16 protein-coding genes are annotated in these 12,779 nt (G+C 33.3%); 4 read left to right on the top strand and 12 right to left on the bottom strand.

Going from position 1 to position 12,779, the window contains the following annotated elements:
* Positions 1-6: 6 nt before the first annotated feature.
* From AC1RRQ_RS06730 to ruvC, 6 genes are all read right to left on the bottom strand, one after another.
* The gene (locus AC1RRQ_RS06730; RefSeq protein ID WP_493022239.1) at positions 7-714 is read right to left on the bottom strand and encodes a PH domain-containing protein; all 708 of its coding nucleotides are present in this window, start codon (positions 712-714) and stop codon (positions 7-9) included.
* 82 nt (positions 715-796) lie between these two features.
* Complete coding sequence (locus AC1RRQ_RS06725; RefSeq protein ID WP_493022238.1) at positions 797-1,156, bottom strand: MmcQ/YjbR family DNA-binding protein; 360 nt, start codon at positions 1,154-1,156, stop codon at positions 797-799.
* Between the two features lie 81 nt (positions 1,157-1,237).
* A complete protein-coding gene (locus AC1RRQ_RS06720; protein ID WP_493022237.1) occupies positions 1,238-1,639 on the bottom strand; it encodes a GNAT family N-acetyltransferase in 402 nt (133 codons plus the stop codon).
* A gap of 41 nt (positions 1,640-1,680) precedes the next feature.
* Positions 1,681-2,469 carry a cyclase family protein gene (locus AC1RRQ_RS06715; protein WP_493022236.1) on the bottom strand — a complete coding sequence of 263 codons (789 nt, stop codon included), beginning with the start codon at positions 2,467-2,469 and terminating at the stop codon, positions 1,681-1,683.
* 78 nt (positions 2,470-2,547) lie between these two features.
* Positions 2,548-3,702 carry a radical SAM family heme chaperone HemW gene (gene hemW, locus AC1RRQ_RS06710; protein ID WP_493022235.1) on the bottom strand — a complete coding sequence of 385 codons (1,155 nt, stop codon included), beginning with the start codon at positions 3,700-3,702 and terminating at the stop codon, positions 2,548-2,550.
* Positions 3,703-3,767: 65 nt separating this feature from the next.
* Positions 3,768-4,322, bottom strand: coding sequence for a crossover junction endodeoxyribonuclease RuvC (gene ruvC, locus AC1RRQ_RS06705; RefSeq protein WP_193846381.1), 555 nt, complete (start codon positions 4,320-4,322; stop codon positions 3,768-3,770).
* Positions 4,323-4,403: 81 nt separating this feature from the next.
* Here ruvC and AC1RRQ_RS06700 point away from each other — a divergent pair, with 81 nt between their 5' ends.
* Both AC1RRQ_RS06700 and AC1RRQ_RS06695 read left to right on the top strand, forming a co-directional pair.
* Complete coding sequence (locus tag AC1RRQ_RS06700) at positions 4,404-5,348, top strand: hypothetical protein (RefSeq protein ID WP_493022234.1); 945 nt, start codon at positions 4,404-4,406, stop codon at positions 5,346-5,348.
* Positions 5,345-6,448 carry a glycosyltransferase family 2 protein gene (locus AC1RRQ_RS06695; protein WP_493022233.1) on the top strand — a complete coding sequence of 368 codons (1,104 nt, stop codon included), beginning with the start codon at positions 5,345-5,347 and terminating at the stop codon, positions 6,446-6,448. The genes AC1RRQ_RS06700 and AC1RRQ_RS06695 overlap by 4 nt, the downstream gene beginning before the upstream one ends.
* A gap of 27 nt (positions 6,449-6,475) precedes the next feature.
* On the opposite strand, the gene AC1RRQ_RS06690 is transcribed toward AC1RRQ_RS06695, so the two are convergent.
* Together AC1RRQ_RS06690 and AC1RRQ_RS06685 are read right to left on the bottom strand one after the other, a co-directional pair.
* Positions 6,476-6,964, bottom strand: a complete 489-nt coding sequence (locus AC1RRQ_RS06690) for a hypothetical protein (protein WP_493022232.1) — start codon at positions 6,962-6,964, stop codon at positions 6,476-6,478.
* 47 nt (positions 6,965-7,011) lie between these two features.
* Complete coding sequence (locus AC1RRQ_RS06685; protein WP_493022231.1) at positions 7,012-7,389, bottom strand: hypothetical protein; 378 nt, start codon at positions 7,387-7,389, stop codon at positions 7,012-7,014.
* Positions 7,390-7,434: 45 nt separating this feature from the next.
* Here AC1RRQ_RS06685 and AC1RRQ_RS06680 point away from each other — a divergent pair, with 45 nt between their 5' ends.
* Positions 7,435-7,935 (top strand): DUF456 domain-containing protein, encoded by a 501-nt coding sequence (locus AC1RRQ_RS06680; protein ID WP_493022230.1) that lies wholly within the window; start codon positions 7,435-7,437, stop codon positions 7,933-7,935.
* A 283-nt stretch (positions 7,936-8,218) separates the two neighbouring features.
* Positions 8,219-8,821, top strand: coding sequence for a DUF937 domain-containing protein (locus AC1RRQ_RS06675; protein WP_493022229.1), 603 nt, complete (start codon positions 8,219-8,221; stop codon positions 8,819-8,821).
* 63 nt (positions 8,822-8,884) lie between these two features.
* Here the strand turns inward: AC1RRQ_RS06675 and AC1RRQ_RS06670 are convergent, their stop codons facing one another.
* The 4 genes from AC1RRQ_RS06670 to AC1RRQ_RS06655 all read right to left on the bottom strand — a co-directional run bounded on the left by AC1RRQ_RS06670 (position 8,885) and on the right by AC1RRQ_RS06655 (position 12,758).
* Entirely contained in the window at positions 8,885-9,793 is a 909-nt protein-coding gene (locus tag AC1RRQ_RS06670; protein ID WP_071636064.1) for a pseudouridine synthase, read from the bottom strand.
* A gap of 346 nt (positions 9,794-10,139) precedes the next feature.
* A complete protein-coding gene (locus tag AC1RRQ_RS06665) occupies positions 10,140-11,096 on the bottom strand; it encodes a geranylgeranylglycerol-phosphate geranylgeranyltransferase (protein ID WP_493022228.1) in 957 nt (318 codons plus the stop codon).
* 62 nt (positions 11,097-11,158) lie between these two features.
* Positions 11,159-11,749, bottom strand: coding sequence for a DUF502 domain-containing protein (locus tag AC1RRQ_RS06660; protein WP_493022227.1), 591 nt, complete (start codon positions 11,747-11,749; stop codon positions 11,159-11,161).
* Positions 11,750-11,819: 70 nt separating this feature from the next.
* Positions 11,820-12,758, bottom strand: coding sequence for a mevalonate kinase family protein (locus tag AC1RRQ_RS06655; RefSeq protein WP_493022226.1), 939 nt, complete (start codon positions 12,756-12,758; stop codon positions 11,820-11,822).
* Positions 12,759-12,779: the final 21 nt, after the last annotated feature.

Raw genomic sequence — 12,779 nt, 5'->3', positions numbered from 1 at the left:
TTAGATTTACATATAACTTAATATCTCTTTTTTGTAAGCGTCATATTCACCCTGCATGATCAATCCGTTGTCAAGAAGTTTTTTGTAATTCTGTAGTTTGTCAAAAAGTTCTTCTTTAGATAATTCGCTTAATTTGCGTTCTCCGGTTGAAGGCTGCGCTGGCTGAATTGGCTCAAAAGTTTCAGTATATACTGGCGCTGCAGGTAAAATTTCTGCAAAACTAGTTACTTCTTCTGTTTCAACCTCTTCAATTTCTTCTGCTTCTTCTTCAAAAACTGGTTCAACAGTTTCCTGAATTGGTGTTGCTGCAACAACTGGATTTTTTAATAAGTCCAATTGTTCTTTAGCGTAAGTATAAATTTTTCTAGCCTGAATTTTTGGAATATAATCGATAGAAACAGCTAAATCTGTTTTGGTGCCAAATGAAAATTCAGAACCTAAAATGTTTTCTTTTACAAAAGTACTAGCAATATCATCCCAAGTATAATCTGTAAAATCCATAGAAAGACCTAAATTTTTAGGTTTACAGATAATAATACGCTTGTTTGTTAATACAATACTATCAGGAAAAACAGTAATAGCAGGCTTTTTCTGCACTGCGATATATCCAACTTCTTCGCCTTTCATTAATAAGTCTGTAAGTTTCGAAGTGATTTTTTCAATCGCTTTTGGATCTTGTTCTTCGTTTAGAAATTTTTTAAATTGTTCTTTCATGGTGTATAAGTTGCTAATTTATCTAGTAACTAAGTTGCTAAGTTTTTTTCTTACGATGCAAATGTAATGCCTAATTTTTTAATTAGATAATTTCATTCTGAATTTTCTTGGTCAAACTTTTGAAAACCAATTCATACGAATGATCTATGAGTTCCTTAACGAATTTGTCCGGAAGATTTCCGTTTAAAACGATCGTGTTCCAATGCACTTTGCTCATATGGTATCCAGGCTGAATTTCGTCATATTCAGCTCTGAGTTCCTGCGCGCGGTCCGGATCGCATTTTAAATTGACAGACTGTTCGTTCTTTTCCCATTGCGATAAAGATGATAAAGCAAACATTTTACCGCCCACTTTAAAAACCAAAGTATTTTCATCAAAAGGAAAATGTTCACTCACTCCTTTTTTTGAAAGACAATATTCATAAAACGTTTCTAAATTCATATTATAAAAAGTTATAATTCAACACAAATTGCACAAATTTCACTAATTGATTTTTTCGTGTTAATTAGTGAAATTAGTGTTTCATCCTACTATTTTTTCCATCATTTTTTCAGGATGATTGAGTTTTGTAAATCCAAATTTCTCGTATAAAAAATGAGCATCACTTGTGGCTAATCTCCAAATTTTTACATTTTGAAGCTGCGGTTCTTTCATCATCGTATCAATTAAAATCGATGAATATCCTTTTCCGCGATGTTTTTCATCAATAAAAACATCCATTAAATAAGCAAAAACAGCATAATCAGTTATCACGCGAGCAAAGCCAATTTGTTTGTCATCTAAATAGATTCCAAAACAAACCGAAGCATCAATTGTGGTCTGGACTTCTTCCATTGTTCGTCCGGCAGCCCAATAAATATCTTTTAAAAAGTTTTGTATAAACGGAACGTCGAGTTTGGTTTTGTCTGTTGAAACATTAATCATAGTATTCAGTCTCAGTTTTAAGTATTCAGTAAATCTAAAATCTACACTCTAAAATCTAAAATTTTATAGAGAATCGGTTTTGATGGACTTGCGTCATTTTCAAACGAAGCAATTTGAAGATCTAGTATGTAATTTCCATCTTCAATTTCATCCGGAACATAAATCATTTCTGTAATTGTTGCCTCTAATCTGGCATCAGAATTGAGATTATGCGTGTCTTTTACGTTCCAAAATGCTTTGTGCGCTAATAATTTTCCTTCGTCATGTTCTTTATCCACGCTTGGTAAATCGATCAATAAATGCTGAATTTCGCTTTCGCGGATGAAATCCGCCGCTTCTTCAGACAAATAAGGCGGATTTGTATTCGAATATTTTCTTGATTTTTTATCTTTTTGATTTGGAAGTGTTCTGATAATTAAAGCCTCTGTCACGCTGAGCGGAGTCGAAGCACTTGTCACATTGAGCGAAGTCGAAATGCTTTCTTTCGTAATCACCAAATCATCTCCAATTTTCTCAGGCTCAACCGTAATTAAATTAGCAAAAAAGAAAAACTGTTTCAAAGACTGATTAATGCTGAAAAAATCATTCGTAATATGTCCCAGACATTCCGTGTGCGTTCCATGTCCATGCGGATTGAAGAAAATATTATTAAAGTTGGTAGATGATTTTCCTTCCGAAACTTTCCCGATCCAATCGCCAAAAACTACGGGTTCAATTACCGGTTTTTCTATATACCAGGCAATTGGGTTTTCATCTGTATTGGTTAATGGAATAGAAATATCAATAGGTTTTGATAAGTCGATTTCGAAGTTGTTGATTTTAGCTAGCACAAATTTGGATTTTATGCCGCAAAGACGTTAAGCCACAAAGATTAATGAATTTGCGCCTTTGTGCCTTCGTGGCTAATTTTATTCTTCCAAATTTAGATAAAATAAATCTGAAGCAATTCCATCTGTTAAAAATTTTCCTTTTGGAGTTGGTTTTAGAATGTTGTTTTCTATTGAAAGCAAATCATCGTTTAAGAATTTTTGAGATTGTTTTTTGAGATAATCTAAATATTCCAATCCAAATTCGTTTTCAATTCTCTCTAAAGAAACACCCCAAATGGTTCGTAAACCTGTCATAATATATTCATTATAACGATCTGAAACAGTTAAGGTTTCCGTTTCGATAGGAAGTTCATTGTTCTGAATTGCTTTTATATAAAGCGAATTATTGGCAATATTCCAGCCTCTTTTTTCTCCGTCGTAACTGTGCGCAGAAGGTCCGATTCCGATATATTTTTTGCCTAACCAATAAGCCGAATTGTTTTTGGAGAAATAATTCTCTTTTCCAAAATTGGATAATTCGTAATGAATAAAGCCGTTTTTTTGAAGCGTATCGACCAAAATCATAAAATGATTCGAAGCCGCTTCGTCTTGTGGTTCGGCAATTTTTCTGGTTTGAATTAATTTGCTCAAAGCTGTTTTCGGTTCAACCGTTAAAGCATAACTCGAAATATGCGGAACGCCGAAACTCAGAGCCGTTTCGATATTCTGTTTCCACATTTCATCGCTCATTCCGGGAATTCCATAAATTAAATCAAGTGAAATATTATCAAAATATTTGGTTGCTTCTTCTAAACATTTTTTGGCTTCCGCCGAATTATGAGCGCGATTCATCATTTTTAAATCTTCTTCATAAAAAGACTGGATTCCAATGCTTAAACGATTTATAGGGCTTTTAGATAATTCGAGAATTCGTTCAGCAGATAAATCATCTGGATTTGCTTCCAGCGTAATTTCCGGATTTGCCGAAACTGTATAGTTTTTATAAACTTCTGAAATTAAAAAATTGATTTCGTCATTTGATAATACAGAAGGAGTTCCGCCGCCAAAATAAATGGTTTCTATAATTTCATTGTCACCTCGAGCGGATTCGTGAAGTTCATTTTTGCGCATGGCAATTTCTTTGGCCAAAGCCAAAACCATGTCGTCTTTCTTTTTCATCGAAGTCGAAAAATGAAAGTCGCAATAATGACAAGCCTGCTTGCAGAAAGGAATATGGATGTAGATGCCGCTCATTTTTTAGTTTTCAGTCTCAGTTTTCGGTCTCAGTCTCAGCTGTAAACTGTGACTGCGACTGTAAACTATTTTCTAATCTTATCTTCATTTTGTTTTACAAAAGCATCCCAGCCCGAATAACTTTTTCCTGCCACGACTTTTCCTGAATTAAAGAAATGACAAACTGCAGCTGCCAAACCATCTGTAGAATCGAGATTTTTTGGTAATTCTTTTAAGCCTAAAAGCTGTTGTAACATTTTGGCAACCTGTTCTTTGCTGGCATTTCCGTTTCCGGTAATCGCCATTTTTATCTTTTTTGGTTCGTATTCCGTAATCGGGATGCCTCTTGAAAGCCCCGCTGCCATGGCAACTCCTTGTGCACGCCCAAGCTTTAACATCGATTGTACGTTTTTACCAAAGAAAGGTGCTTCAATCGCAATTTCGTCTGGACAATGCGTTTCGATTAATTCGATCGTTCGTTCAAAAATGATTTTTAGTTTTTGGTAATGATTGTCGTATTTGGACAATTGCAATTCGTTTAACTGCAAAAACTCCATTTTTTTATTGATAACTTTTATCAATCCAAAACCCATAATGGTGGTTCCGGGGTCAATACCTAATATGATGCGTTCTTTTGTCAAGATTTTTGTTTAAAGTTTCAGGTTTAGAAAATTGGCACATTTTCTAATTTTCTAATTGCCGCATTTGCTTACTTTTGCGACATGATTTCAATTCCTCACAAAGCTAAGCAATTCCTAGTTCTTCTAATCAAACTTTTGATTGTTGGCGGCGCATTTTATTTTATTTACAATCAGCTGGCGAATAACGACAAACTCGATTGGAATAAGTTCCTTATTTTGTTCCGAAAAAACCAGTCGGTTTTAGGGATTTCGTTTATTTTACTTTTGAGCGTTTTGAATCGTTATTTTGAGATTTTAAAATGGCAGAATCTGGCCAAAGTAATTCAAAAAATCTCGGTTTATGAAGCGGCAAAACAGGTTTTAGCAGCATTAACTGCCGGAATTTTTACGCCAAATGGAGTAGGAGAGTACGCCGGAAAAGCATTGTATTATCCAAAAAGTGAAGCTAAAAAAGTGGTTTTTCTAAACCTGATCTGCAACGGAATTCAAATGATTCTAACGATTATTTTCGGGATATTCGGGTTGATGTATTTCAATGCCCAGTACAATGTTATTACATCTAAAACAGTTGCGATTTTGTTTGGCGGATTTATTGTGATTTTGATTGTTTTATTCTCTCTAAAAAAGATCAAAATAAAAGGATATTCGATTGAAAAACTGATTCATAAAATCAATGAGATTCCAAAATCAATTCATCAAAAAAATATTCTTTTAGGTATTTTAAGATATTTGGTTTTCTCACATCAGTATTACTTTTTGTTTTTAGCTTTTGATGTCGAATTACCTTATCTAACCTTAATGGCTGCAGTTACATCCGTTTATTTTCTGGCTTCGTCACTGCCTACGTTTCAGTTTTTGGACTTTGCAGTAAAAGGAAGTGTTGCTATTTATTTCTTCGGAATTTTGGGTGTAAACGAATGGATTGTCGTTTTCATCAGTACGCTTATGTGGTTTCTAAACGTTGTTCTGCCGGTTGTTTTGGGGAGTTATTTTGTGCTGAATTTTAAAACAAAAACAACAGCATGATATGGGCTTTGTTAACCATATTAACTATTTATACAATAAGTATAGGTTTGCTTGTTTATGGTTTTTTTAAAGTGAAGGAATATCAAAATAAAAGCCTTGAACCTAAAACAAGTTTTACAATTATAGTTCCGTTTCGAAATGAAGCAGAAAATCTACCCAATCTCTTAAATAGTTTTTCAAAACTAAATTATCCAACAGATTTGTTCGAAGTGATTTTGGTTGATGATAGTTCAAATGAAAAGTTTCAATTATCAATTGTTAATTATCAATTGTCAATTATTAATAATATTCGTGTTTCAAATTCTCCTAAAAAAGATGCGATTACAACGGCAATGCAGTACGTAAAAACCAATTGGGTTATCACGACAGATGCTGATTGTATTGTTCCGGAAAACTGGCTTTTGACTTTTGATAATTATATTCAGGAAAACAAAGTTTCAATGCTGGCCGGAGCGGTTTCGTATGAATGTGAGAGTTCATTTCTGCATCATTTTCAGCAGTTAGACTTAACCAGTTTACAAGGCGCTACAATGGGTAGTTTTGGTTTAAACAATGGATTTATGTGCAACGGCGCTAATTTTGCCTACACAAAATCGCTGTTTGAAAGTTTAAATGGCTTTGAAGGAAACGATAAAATTGCCAGTGGAGATGATGTTTTTTTATTACAAAAAGCCATTGAAAAATTTCCAAATGAAGTACATTATTTAAAAGCACAGGAAGCAATTGTAATTACAAAACCAACCGAAAACTGGAGATCATTATTCTATCAAAGAGTACGCTGGGCAGCCAAAACAAGTTCGTATAAAAGTACTTTTGGCAAGTATTTGGGATTAATAGTTTTCTTCGGGAATTTGAGTTTGGTAATCGCTTTTTTATTATTCCTTTTCGGAATTTTGGCTTATCCGTTTTTAGTATTGTTTGGATTTTTAAAGTTCACAATAGACTTTGTTTTACTTTATAAAACCAATCAGTTTTTGACCAAAAGCAGGATTAAAAGCCTTTTGTTAAGCAGTTTGCTTTATCCTTTTTTTAGTTCTACAGTAGCTTTGTACAGCTTGTTTGGCTCTTATGAATGGAAGGATCGAAAATTTAAAATGTAATTATTTCGATGATGAGAAATAGTAAACCTATTTTTTATCTTTTGCTTTTATAATAACAGGCAAAATAAACTGCGTTTTTACCGGAACGCCTCGTTTTATAGCTGGGTTTACTTTAGGGAAATCGATTAAACGAGCGTGAAGAATGCTGTCAATTCTAATCGTGTCGTAAGCTACAGAATCTTTTTGAAATTTTGGCTCGAATTTCATTTTCGAATTAGGAAAAATAGTCACTTTTACCTGAATCGTATCCAAATCAGGGTAAAGAATCGATAAACTGTCTACGTCCAGTTTTTCCTGAATAAGCTGCGACATCACATCAAAAAAACATTTTTGGCGTTGCTTTTTATCGCTAATGGTTTCGCAGTCAGCAACTGTTGGATATTCGTCTACTTCTTTCCAATTAATTGATTTTAGTTCTTTTTGAAGTAATTCTTTTTCAGACGGAACCTGCTTCTCAAAATATTGACAAGAATTGAAAAATAGAAAAACTAAAAAATAGAAAAAATAAGGCCTCAAGATTTTGACTTTGAATTGAAAAAAGAATTAATGATATAAAAATACGATTATTTTTTTTGAGAAGCTTTATAAACTAAATAATCTTCATAATTTTCCGAAAGCCATTTTTCTTTGTTCTCTGCGGCAACTTTTTTTTGGTCTGGATATAATTTTTCAAGACGATCAGAAAATGCGGCAATTTGAACTGTGTAATTGTAAAATTCGACTTTACTTAAAACAATATTTGGGTCACTTTTACGATTAAAAAATTCAAAAAAGAGTGCATCAAATTCTTTCATAGAGAAATTTAATACTTTTTTCTTATTACTTTTATAGATACTGTCTTGTATAAGCTGGTCGTCGATTGAAATTTTTTTGCTTTGTGCAAATCCCGAAGCACCAATCGATAACAGAGATAAGAGTAGAATTAACGACAAATAACGCATTTCTAATTTGTTTAAAAATTTGTAAGTGCAAAATTACAAAAATATATGGATTTATTATTGGTGATCTTAGGTTTTATATGCATGATTGTGGGGATATTTGGGAGTTTTCTGCCTGTTCTGCCCGGGCTTTCCTGCTGCTGGGTTGGTTTGTTGCTTTTATACCTAACAAAAGCAGTCGATAATAATTATTGGCTTTTAGGAATAACACTTTTGCTAACCATCATCATTACCGTTTTAGATTATATTATTCCGGCAAAAGGCACTAAAAAGTTTGGCGGAAGTTCATACGGAGTATGGGGTACAAACATTGGTTTAATAGTCGGTATTCTTGCTCCAATTCCTTTTGGAGTCATCATTGGCCCTTTTGTTGGCGCATTAATTGGCGAAATGATTTACGATTCTACCAATCATAAACGTGCCTTTAAAGCAGCTACAGGATCTCTGCTAGGCTTTCTGGCTTCGAGCTTTATTAACTTTATGTTCTGTATAATTTATCTTGGAATATTCATCCATACAACATGGGAATATCGAAACTTATTGTTTTAATTATGTAACAAATACTTAGCTTTTTTCTTATTTTTTGCTTTTTTTAAGAAAAAAATGAACTTTTTAAGAAAAATAATATGCTTTGTTTTGATAGCGAAAGGGTTATATTTACTGGTATTGAGCGTTTTTGTTGTTAACATGCTCATAATGTTCTTAGTAAATTCTTAACTTATTTTTTGGATATGTTAAAATATTTTATATTTTTATCCTGATAAACGATAAAAAGCCCCACTTTATCGATTATTTTGAATAAGTATAAATAATTATTTAATAAGTTATGAGTATGACCCCAAACCTACAAATTGAGCTTAGACGATTTATTTCTTCTAATGTTGTTTCAAAGTTAAACAAGTTTTATTTTGAAAATGATGCACTCCTGATAAAGGGAATTGATGTTTCGATAGGTACAGTTTTAATGGGTCTCTATAACAAGGCAGAAGAATCTGGTTTTTACAAAGGAATTGTTTCTCAAATAGAAGATAATTCAAGTTTTTATCAGGAAGTCGATTTTACTTCCGGCAGAATTTTATCAGTCGACGACTGTTACCGCATAGAAGGAAATCCAATACTTAAAGAAATCTTCACCAACAAAAAAGGCCGAATTTCTGAAATGATTTCAAACGAAGTCGGCATCAAAAGCGAAACCGCCCGTGAAATACTTAACTTTTCTGCACTCCTTGTAATCTCTTATCTTAAAAATAACATTCAGTTATTAGATAGTCTAAAACTACTTTTAGAAGAACAAAAAAGAGATATTTTAAACAGCATTCAGCCCGGAATAAAAATCATCTTAGGATTTTCATGTTACGAATCTGTTGAAGACAAAAATCAAAACATCGGAAGATCCATCTTTTCACTTTTCGGACATAACTTTTTCAGTTTCTAAATAAAAAAATCCCATCTTACAAAAGTAAAACAGGATTGTATTTAAATCAATTTTGAAGACGTTTTATGCGTTTTTCAAATTGATAACTTCTTGATCTGTCAAAAAGCGCCAGTTCCCTCTAGGAAGATTCTTCTTAGTTAAACCAGCAAAAGCAACACGGTCAATGCGCAGGACATCATAATCAAAATGTTCGAAAATAGCGCGAACCACTTTTACATTAGATGAACGAAGTTTTAGACCCACTTCACTTTTTGCTTCTTTTTCAATATAACTTATTTCCTCAACAAATACACGGTGGCCGTCAAGAACCAAACCTTTGCTTATTTTTTCTAAATCCTCAAATTTCAAGTTTTTATCTAAAGAAACCTGATAGATTTTAGACGATTTCTGGTTTGGTAAAGTAAACTTACGAATCATATCCGTATCGTTTGTAAACAACAACAATCCGGTTGTGTTTTTGTCCATTCTTCCCACTGCAGCAATTTTTGCATTCGTAGAACCGCGAACTAGTTCCAGAACGTTACGATATTCCTGACCTTCGTCAAAAGCAGTAGTAAAGTTTTTTGGCTTGTTTAATAAAATGTATTCTTTCTTTTCAGGAGTCAAAACAACACCATCAAAGTTCACAACATCATTCAGTTTTACTAAATAACCCATTTCAGTAACCGGAACGCCATTTACTTTCACGTTTCCAGACTGAATATATATATCGGCATCACGACGCGAACACACACCAGAATTAGAGATGTATTTGTTCAAGCGAATTTCGTCTGAAGCCTTTTGTCTCTTAGGTGCCTGATTCTGTTTCTTAAGTTTTTGCGCAGCTTCTTCTTCTGCAGCCTTAACAGCAGGTTTCACTTTCTTTGGCCCTTGAGCGCGTTTAGCCATAGGAGGTTTTGGCTTGCTAGAGTTTGATCTTGAACTATTTGGTCTCGATCCGCCTCTTTTATTATTGCCTTCCTTATTGTTCATAAATTCTGTAATTTGTGCAAAGATAGTTTTTTCCTGCTAATAAAACTTAAGTTCAATGTTCTTAGATTGATAGCTTTTAAATTTAAGATAATTTGAAGCATTGCAATTGGCTTTTTTTCAGGCATGGTTTCCCGCTTTTCGTTCCAATCTTTTATTTTTTAAAGAAAAAAATAAAAGGATTTCCACTGCAATCGGGGCTAGAAATCAAACAATAGGCTTCTTTTTAAATATTTAGTTATTTCACAAAGTTGCTCAAAGGTTTCACAGAGATGCACAAAAAAGAAAAGCAATAAAATAACCAGCAAAACCCCGTTCAATCCGTAAAATCAGCGGTCAATCTAAAAATCTAAAACGTCGAAATCAATTGACGTCCGTGCCATAAAACACTCGGATTAATCAAAACGATGCAGAAAACGCCCGAAACAATCAGGAATTTTAAAACATTATGCAGTAATAAAAATTGCTCTTTAGAATTTGATTTCCACAAATAAAGCAGAAAAAAAAGCAAAACGATAAAACACACATAAAAGTAAATATCCATATACCCAACATCATAAATGTCGACCAGAATATAAACCGGAATTATCGTTAAAAATGTCAAAACCGTAATAATTTGCTTTGAAACCCTTTCGTTAAACTTAATGGGAATTGTGTGATAATCGTTAGCCAGATCGCCTTTTAAATTCTCTAAATCTTTTATCATTTCCCGAATCAGAAGCAATAAAAACAAAAACATGGCATGTGCCGAAATTACAGCAAAATGACTTCTGTGATTTTCAATTTCTTCAAACGAAATCGAATTATAGAAATACAATAAAATGGCAAAAAATGGAATTACAGCCATAAATGCGGCAGTTAAATTCCCCACAATTGGGTATTTCTTTATTTTATGAGAGTAAAACCAAATCAGGAAAATATAGGCTGAAAAGAATAAAAAAGCGCGCCACGATACAATCGAAGCCATTAAAACCGCCAGGAAATTAAGGCTGAAATAAACGGTCAGTTTTGTTTTTTGACTAACTAATCTGTCCAGCATTGATTTATTAGGGCGATTGATTAAATCTTTCTGGCTGTCGTAAAAATTATTGATAATATAACCCGAGGCTATCGTAACTGCCGAAGCAAATACAATTAAAAACAAATAAAAATCCAGCAATATATCTAACGCTCTTTTTTCTGGAGCCAGAATAAAAATCGCCGATAAATATTGTGCCAGAATAATAATTGGAATGTTGTAACCGCGTACCACAGAAAACAAACTAACAATTTTCATTACTAAAAGTTTGTGTTGTCTGCTTAACATAGATTATAAGTTGTGGATTAAATTAGATTTTGAAGTTAAAGGTTATTTTTGAAACCTGAAATTTAGAGTTTGTTTTTTAACAATTCTTTAGTGCCATAGCCTAATTTTCTAATACAGGCCAAGGCTTGTTTTTGCGAAATTCCAACTTCTCTAATGTCTTTCTTCTCTACAAAACAAACAGAACCGCTCCACGGATTTGGTGCATCCGGAACAAAAACAGTAAAGTTATTTTCGTCGATTTGTTCTATTAAAAAAGCAAATTGCCAGCCGGCATCTGTAGGAACAAGAATTACTTTTAAATCTTCCTTCGATTCTATTCCTATAATGTTTTCATTCATACTTTTCATGAACGAATATCCTGGAACAAAACTTAGTATTCCGTTTTCTAATTTATGAATTAGTTTTTTTGCTCCGGCTGTTCGAGCTAGTATGCCGGCAGTAAAACAAATGAGAATTAAGATTAAAGTTCCAACAAGTTCCTGAATTGCAATTCCTAAAACATGTACTCTCGGCAGGTAATTTACCAGCGGAAGCGTAACTTTTTGAATTATGCCGTATCCTTTTTCAAGTATAATGAGCAATACTACTAAAGGTGCTAAAAATAGAATTCCTCCTAAAAAAGTTGCTTTGATTATTCTTAAAATGCTTTTCATAATAATAAATAACTTTTTAGGGTGAAAACTTATGAAAATGTACTCAAATAATGTCGGCTTTTAAGAGTTCTTAGAATTGATAAACCACTTCTAATTTATAGTCTTTTAGAGAAGCTTTTGCACGTTCTAAATCTTCAGTAAAACCAAGGATATAACCGCCTCCGCCAGAACCACAAAGTTTTAAGTAATAATCGTTTGTGTCAATTCCGTTTTGCCAGATTCCGTGAAATTGTTCCGGGATCATGGGTTTAAAGTTATTTAAAACAACTTTAGAAAGCTTTTTAGTATTGGTAAATAAAGATTTCATATCGCCGTGTAGAAAGTTTTCTACGCAGGCATCTGTATACTTTACGAATTGGTTTTTAAGCATGGTGCGGAAACCTTTGTCTTTTAGGTTTTCCATAAAAATATTAACCATTGGAGCCGTTTCTCCCACAATTCCTGAGTCTAATAAAAATACAGCCCCTTTTCCGTCAAAACTTTGAGTCGGAATTCCGGTTGCTTCAATATTATCTTTAGAATTAATTAAAATTGGGATACTCAAATAACTGTTCAGTGGATCCAAACCAGAACTTTTTCCGTGGAAAAAGCTTTCCATTTGAGAGAATATATTTTTTAACTGTAATAGTTTTTCGCGGGTTAAATTTTCTAAAACCGTGATTTTGTTTGTAGCATATTTATCATAAATCGCAGCTACAAGCGCACCGCTGCTTCCTACGCCATATCCTTGCGGAATACTAGAATCGAAATACATTCCGGTTGCTACATCATTTTTTAGTGTCTCTAAATCAAAAGTAACCAATTCCGGCTGTTGTGCCTGCAGTACTTCAAGATAAGATGCAAAGCTTGTTAAGCTTCTGTTTGATGCAATAGCTTCGTCTGAAGGTTCTTCAGATTTCTTTAAAGCACCGTTGTAAAAATTATAAGGAATAGAAAGTCCTTTAGAGTCGCGGATGATTCCGTATTCTCCAAATAGTAATATTTTTGAGTAAAATAAGGGTCCTTTCATAATTGAAAATGGATAATTAAC

This window comes from Flavobacterium sp. GW821-FHT12A05 (genome assembly GCF_058807735.1).
The sequence above is the reverse complement of the archived record's forward strand: the minus strand, read 5'-3'. Positions and strand labels throughout refer to the sequence as shown.

Excerpts from the sequence above, each read along its gene's own strand:
- AC1RRQ_RS06680 (WP_493022230.1), top strand. The coding sequence starts at position 7,435 with ATGGATTTATTATTGGTGATCTTAGGTTTTATATGCATGATTGTGGGG.
- AC1RRQ_RS06685 (WP_493022231.1), bottom strand. The coding sequence starts at position 7,389 with ATGCGTTATTTGTCGTTAATTCTACTCTTATCTCTGTTATCGATTGGT.
- hemW (WP_493022235.1), bottom strand. The coding sequence starts at position 3,702 with ATGAGCGGCATCTACATCCATATTCCTTTCTGCAAGCAGGCTTGTCAT.
- AC1RRQ_RS06655 (WP_493022226.1), bottom strand. The coding sequence starts at position 12,758 with ATGAAAGGACCCTTATTTTACTCAAAAATATTACTATTTGGAGAATAC.
- AC1RRQ_RS06720 (WP_493022237.1), bottom strand. The coding sequence starts at position 1,639 with ATGATTAATGTTTCAACAGACAAAACCAAACTCGACGTTCCGTTTATA.
- AC1RRQ_RS06665 (WP_493022228.1), bottom strand. The coding sequence starts at position 11,096 with ATGTTAAGCAGACAACACAAACTTTTAGTAATGAAAATTGTTAGTTTG.
- AC1RRQ_RS06700 (WP_493022234.1), top strand. The coding sequence starts at position 4,404 with ATGATTTCAATTCCTCACAAAGCTAAGCAATTCCTAGTTCTTCTAATC.
- AC1RRQ_RS06695 (WP_493022233.1), top strand. The coding sequence starts at position 5,345 with ATGATATGGGCTTTGTTAACCATATTAACTATTTATACAATAAGTATA.
- AC1RRQ_RS06660 (WP_493022227.1), bottom strand. The coding sequence starts at position 11,749 with ATGAAAAGCATTTTAAGAATAATCAAAGCAACTTTTTTAGGAGGAATT.
- AC1RRQ_RS06675 (WP_493022229.1), top strand. The coding sequence starts at position 8,219 with ATGACCCCAAACCTACAAATTGAGCTTAGACGATTTATTTCTTCTAAT.
- AC1RRQ_RS06730 (WP_493022239.1), bottom strand. The coding sequence starts at position 714 with ATGAAAGAACAATTTAAAAAATTTCTAAACGAAGAACAAGATCCAAAA.
- AC1RRQ_RS06725 (WP_493022238.1), bottom strand. The coding sequence starts at position 1,156 with ATGAATTTAGAAACGTTTTATGAATATTGTCTTTCAAAAAAAGGAGTG.
- AC1RRQ_RS06670 (WP_071636064.1), bottom strand. The coding sequence starts at position 9,793 with ATGAACAATAAGGAAGGCAATAATAAAAGAGGCGGATCGAGACCAAAT.